The organism is Lishizhenia sp. (assembly GCF_057456495.1).
The window spans coordinates 1-5,919 of sequence record NZ_JBVCPV010000180.1 but is presented as its reverse complement, the minus strand read 5'-3'; the positions used below and the strand labels follow the sequence as shown (position 1 = coordinate 5,919).

4 protein-coding genes are annotated in these 5,919 nt (G+C 37.5%); 2 read left to right on the top strand and 2 right to left on the bottom strand.

Features of this window, described 5'->3' with window-relative positions:
• Window positions 1-148 precede the first annotated feature (148 nt).
• Both AC22ZQ_RS11885 and AC22ZQ_RS11880 read right to left on the bottom strand, forming a co-directional pair.
• On the bottom strand, window positions 149-556 hold the full coding sequence (locus tag AC22ZQ_RS11885) for a hypothetical protein (RefSeq protein ID WP_318958987.1): 408 nt from the start codon (window positions 554-556) through the stop codon (window positions 149-151).
• Between the two features lie 136 nt (window positions 557-692).
• Window positions 693-1,883 carry a phosphoglycerate kinase gene (locus tag AC22ZQ_RS11880; protein WP_318958986.1) on the bottom strand — a complete coding sequence of 397 codons (1,191 nt, stop codon included), beginning with the start codon at window positions 1,881-1,883 and terminating at the stop codon, window positions 693-695.
• Between the two features lie 495 nt (window positions 1,884-2,378).
• Between AC22ZQ_RS11880 and AC22ZQ_RS11875 the strand changes: the two genes are divergently transcribed.
• On the top strand, window positions 2,379-3,491 hold the full coding sequence (locus AC22ZQ_RS11875) for a fatty acid desaturase family protein (RefSeq protein WP_318958985.1): 1,113 nt from the start codon (window positions 2,379-2,381) through the stop codon (window positions 3,489-3,491).
• A 97-nt stretch (window positions 3,492-3,588) separates the two neighbouring features.
• A partial coding sequence (locus AC22ZQ_RS11870; protein ID WP_318958984.1) for a beta propeller repeat protein occupies window positions 3,589-5,919 on the top strand: 2,331 nt, incomplete at its 3' end.

Genomic DNA, 5,919 nt, shown 5'->3' with positions numbered 1-5,919 from the left:
GGGATGAAGACAAGTATATTGAAGTTTCTCGAGAAATGATAGACTTACTCGGTGAGGTGAAAAGTATAAAAGTTTATATCTGGAATAAAGGTGGTTCTACTTTTACCTTGCGCAATTTTAAGGTAGTGGTTGAGCAATATCACGTGCATTAGTGCGTGATATATTTTTGCTTTTCTTGAAGCATACGCATGAGGAATTTTTCATTGACGTGAAAAGCTTTGTTCTTTTCGAATTTAATGAATTCTCCCGCAGCATGTAAATTGTAAGTGTCTGAGCTAAAAACAGCCAAATGGTGATAAGCGATTACCCAGGTAAAGCGTGTTCCACGTTGATTGAGGTGAATCAGGATGCCTTTAGGACGGAGTTCTATATTAGCCGTTAGTGTATCTATTGAATTTCTGAGCAATTTAAATCCATCAGAATAGGCTTTCACTGTCATTTTATAAGACCCTATGCCACCTAGCTGTAGGCGTTTAAAAATAGAAATAGGTTTTCCTACTTTGGCGCGAATGAAGTTTTCTTCTTCCTTGGTTGTATATGTAGAATCGATAATCATGGTTCACATGCATTTTTGTAATAACGTTTGAACCAATGTTTTGGTTTACTGCCAATAAAAAAGTCGCGCCTAATTAAAGACACGACTTTCTATATGTTTTAAAGGTGTACGTACAATTACGTGCTCCTTATAATTCTTAGTTGTTGATTGCAGCGATACCTGGCAATACTTTTCCTTCCAAGTATTCTAACATTGCACCACCACCAGTAGAAACGTAAGAAACTTTATCTGCTAAGTTGAATTTGTTAACTGCAGCAACAGAATCTCCACCACCTACTAAAGAGAACGCTCCATTTTCAGTTGCTTTTACAATTGCATTAGCAACGGCTACCGTTCCTGCTTGGAAGTTCTCCATTTCGAAAACACCCATAGGTCCGTTCCATAAAATCAATTTAGAAGCTTCGATTACTTTCGCGAATTCTTCCATAGAGTTTTTAGAAATGTCTAACCCCATCCATCCTGCTGGAATAGCATCAATGGCAACATCTTGTGTGTTCGCATTGTTATCAAATGCATCAGCAATTATCGTATCTGTAGGAATACAAATATTAACGCCTTTGTTTTTAGCTTCGGCAATAATATTTCTCGCTGTTTCTAAGTAATCATCTTCAATTAAAGAGTTACCTACTTCACCACCTTGAGCTTTTACAAAAGTGTAGGCCATTCCTCCACCAATAATCAAGTTGTCTACCTTGTCTAACAAACGCTCAATGATTGTAATCTTAGAACTTACTTTTGCCCCACCAACAATAGCTGTTAATGGTTTTTCAGTTGAGTTCAATACTTTCTCAACACTTTTAATTTCTCCTTCTAATAAGAAACCGAACATTTTATCATTCGGGAAAAACTTAGCAATGATAGCTGTACTTGCGTGCGCTCTGTGTGCTGTTCCAAATGCGTCGTTAACGTAAACATCACCGTGTGCTGCTAATTGTTTAGCAAAGCTTTCTGTTCCTGTAGTTTCGTGCTTGTAAAAACGTAAGTTTTCTAACAAAGCAACTTCACCAGCTTTTAAGTTAGAAGTTACCGCCTCAGCTTCAGCTCCTATACAATCGTTAACGAATTTCACCTCTTTATTCAATAAAGTAGACAGGTGTGCAACGATGTGTTTCAAAGAGAATTTTTCTTCTGGACCGTTGGGTCTACCCAAGTGCGACATCAATACTACTGCACCACCGTTATTTAAGATGTGGTTAATGGTAGGTAATGCTGCACGCATTCTCGTGTCATCAGTTATCTCAAAAGTCTCCTTATCTAAAGGAACATTAAAATCTACACGTACAAGTGCCTTTTTGTTTTGAAAATCGTAAGATTCAATAGAAGCCATATTTACTTTTTTATAGTGGGTGCAAAAATAGGAAGGTTAATTTAAAATTAAGAATTAAGAAAGCAGAATTAATTTGTTAGCGGTTAGAAGGCTAGATTTCTAGATGCCCAGAAGTGTTTGTTTCAAGTTAAGTAGGTTGGAGTGTTTGAATTTTCAAATCCCTCAAATTCTTTACTCTACTCATTTTTAAATTTTTAAATCAACCTTTCAAACCCTCAAACCCTCAAACCCTCAAACGATCGTACACTCCCACCCTCAATCCAAAAGCGTAGCCTTCCAAGCATTGATAATTATCAAACTTTCACAATCGGTCTTTGTGTTGTATCTTGTGCAACGTATTGGAGAACAGTGATTTGTTAATTGTTGTTAGACGGTAATGAGGAGACATTAGGCAGTGTTAATTAGAGGGCTATCCAATTAAAATAGATTATCTGCGTTTAATGTAGTAAATTTGCCCTTTCAAGTTGTGCAAGAACTTGCTATAAAACTTATTGAATGAATATATCACAAATTAGATTCGACAAAGAACACAACGTTGAATTTTACAAAACTTTGCAAAAAAGAGTAAGAGATTACTTTAAGGAAAACAATATCGATAGATATGGTAACTGGAACATGAAAATTAAAACAATCTTCATGTTGGCGCTATACATCGTTCCTTTAGTATTGATACTTACAACACTAGAAAATAACTTGGCCATCGTATTCATGTGGATGTTGATGGGGTTAGGAATGGCCGGAATCGGTTTATCAGTAATGCACGATGCTTGTCACGGTGCCTACTCTAAAAAGGCTTGGGTGAATTCTGTTCTAGGATTTACGTTGAACTGTTTAGGAGGTTCTGATGTTACATGGAGAATTCAACACAACGTATTGCACCATACCTATACAAACGTAACAGGTATGGATGAGGATATCGATCCTGGAAAGTTAATGCGTTTCTCTCCACACGCAAAACGTTATAAAGCACACCGTTTCCAACACATTTACGCATGGTTCTTCTATGGGTTAATGACAATTTCTTGGATTACAGCAAAAGATTTTAAACAATTGGCGCGTTACAAGAAGTTAGGATTAACGAAGACACAACAGAAGAGTTATAATCACATGATGACCGTTACGATTATTTCTAAAATCATGTATTACGGAGTTACTTTGGTATTGCCATTGATTTTATCTCCTATGGTTTGGTGGGGAACAGTTTTATGTTTCATCATGTTACACTTCATCGCAGGTTTAACATTAGGATGTATCTTCCAACCAGCTCACGTTGTTCCTTCATCGGATTACCCTGTTCCAGATGATTCAGGAAATATCAAAGCGGATTGGGCGGTTAACCAGTTGTTCAACACAGCAAACTTTGCGCAAAAAAGCAAATGGTTTACATGGTTCGTAGGTGGTTTAAATCACCAGGTAGAACACCACTTGTTCCCAAATATTTGTCACGTACACTATACAAACCTTTCTCACATTGTTCGTAAAACAGCAGAAGAATACAATTTGCCATACAACTCGCAAAAGACCTTCTTCAAAGCATTGAAAGTACACGGACAAATGTTGAAAGCATTAGGTACGCAAGATGAATTTGAAAGAGATTTCCACTTGTAGGATAAAGAAATAGACTAGTAAAGCTCAAACGAAAGTTTGGGCTTTTTTTGTGGCTAAAAGTTTCATATCCTGTATCTTGCAAGGAAAACCTCACGCTATGAAAACACTTCCACTAATCGTTTTATTATTTACATTTTCTGTATTTCTTTATGGGCAGAAGGAAGAAGCGGTTTTCAGTTCTCGAATTTCGCCAAACCAGTCTTTTAATACTCAAGGGTATAAATCGGCAATGCGGCACGTGAAGCAAATGAAGGACAACCAGGCCTTGCAAAAATCGGATTTAGATCAGAGTTGGGATCTGATTGGTGGATTAAACCTTGGGGGATCTGTAAATGAACTTTACTCTTCCCGTTTGGGAAGTGATACTATTTATATAGGATCCGCAAATGGAGGTGTTTTTAGATCAGAAAATGGGGGCGTGAGTTGGCAACCGCTGTTCGATGATCAGGTATTCTTGAGTGTTTCAACAATCCAATCTCTTCCTTCTAATGATAGTGTTTTATTTGTAGGTACTGGAGATGTAAACTTTTCGGATCCATCTTACGTTGGAGATGGGGTTTACAAGTCAACGGATTATGGCAATACGTGGGTGAATTTGGGACTCAATGATGTGGGAGTTGTTGCAGAGTTGTCGGTTAATCCAAGCAATGAAAACGAAATAATAGCAGCTTGTTTAGGGAGTCCTTTTGAGAAAAATAATAAAAGAGGAATATATAGGTCGACAGACGGTGGAATTACCTGGCAACAGAAACTTTTGGTGAGTGATTCAAGTGGAGTTGTGGATATTTCTAGAAGCAAGCAAGATCCAAATATCCTCTATGCTGCAAATTATAACCGCATGCTTCAATTTGGAAAAAGAGTGCATACAGGAGTAGATACCAAGTTATACAAAAGTATAGATGGAGGTGATACGTGGCAGTTGGTTAATTTGAATTTGCCCTATACGATTAACGGAAGGATAGGAGTAGAAATTGCACCCTCGAATGATGATTATGTATACGTAGTTGTGGCGCAAAACAACGGGGCTGGTTTGTTGTTACTTGCATCCTTTGATGGAGGACAAAGTTGGCAAATCAGAAAAAACGATGCACTATTTTTCAATGCATACGGGTATGATTTTTATAATTTTCAACCTTGGGAATTGACAAGTGTCTATGTAGACCCCCTGAATGAGGAGCATGTTGTAATGCCGGGTTTGGAAATTTGGAGTTCCACAGATGCTGGGCTTACATGGGAGAAGAAATCCGAATGGTTTAGAGAGAACTCTACGTCACATATTCATGATGTCCTTTTTGATGGTAATTCGAGTTTCAAAGTCGCATCCATTCACGGTGTTTTTGAAAATAGTGGAGTGGAATGGCTTCCTCTCGGGTACTTGCCAATCACACAATATTATGATGTAACCCCCTTAAGTGATTACCCAAATTTTTACATGGGGGCAGCACAACATATAGGTATTGTGTATGGAGATGAGCTTAATAATCAAAATTGGAGTAGAGATCCTTATTTTCCGGGTCATACAGCTTACAAGGTTTTTGCGAATGACACGTTGAGCTATGTGTATAGTACAGGGAGTAAGTTAAAGTCTAAAACGGTAGATTTATTTGAATTTCCGAATAACCTTGCCATCCATACAAATCCAGCTGTACATTATATAAATGGTTCGGGGAGATTGTTGTTTGGGTCAGATAGGCTAAATGTGGTCAGTAATTTACCCAATACGTTTTATTCCATTCTTTCTAATGATTTAACGAATAACCTAGGAGGACAAAATACTTTTCATTCACTCTCGGAGGTTGAAATAGGTCTGTATAGCAATAATGTTGTTTACACAGGGAGTACGGATGGTAAAATATTTGAATCAAGTAATATTCAAAATGGCCCTGCCTCGTTTGTAGATCTTACACCCGGATCCCCATTGCCTCAAAAGTATGTTACCGATATAAAATTGAGCTACGAAAATCTCAATGTTGTGTATGCAAGTTTTAACGGCTATTTTAATAGTGATAGTGCATCCTATTTATTTCGAAAGACTGCAAACAGCAATACTTGGATAGATATTTCTGGTGACCTACCACCAATAGGAATTAATAGTATTTGTATTGCGAACGGGACTAGTGATAGTGTAATCTTTGTGGGAACCGATGCAGGAGTGTTCATTACTCAAAACACGGGTTTAAATTGGACTTATTTGGGAACGGATATGCCAGTTATTGCTGTAATGGATGTTGAGATTGATTACGAAAACGAAAAATTAATTGCAGGTACTTTTGGTAGGTCTATGTACAGTTATGATATTTCCTTCTTAAATCTTGTAACCCCGCCTTTGTCTACCGTAGAGAAAATAACAAATGAACTTACACTTTATCCAAATCCAGCTCAGGACATGCTCTTTGTTCTAGGGGTGGAAAATCAAAGCTACCAAGTT

Bases quoted from the DNA above. Each gene is read 5' to 3' on its own strand.
- AC22ZQ_RS11885 (WP_318958987.1), bottom strand. From the start codon at position 556: ATGATTATCGATTCTACATATACAACCAAGGAAGAAGAAAACTTCATT.
- AC22ZQ_RS11880 (WP_318958986.1), bottom strand. From the start codon at position 1,883: ATGGCTTCTATTGAATCTTACGATTTTCAAAACAAAAAGGCACTTGTA.
- AC22ZQ_RS11875 (WP_318958985.1), top strand. From the start codon at position 2,379: ATGAATATATCACAAATTAGATTCGACAAAGAACACAACGTTGAATTT.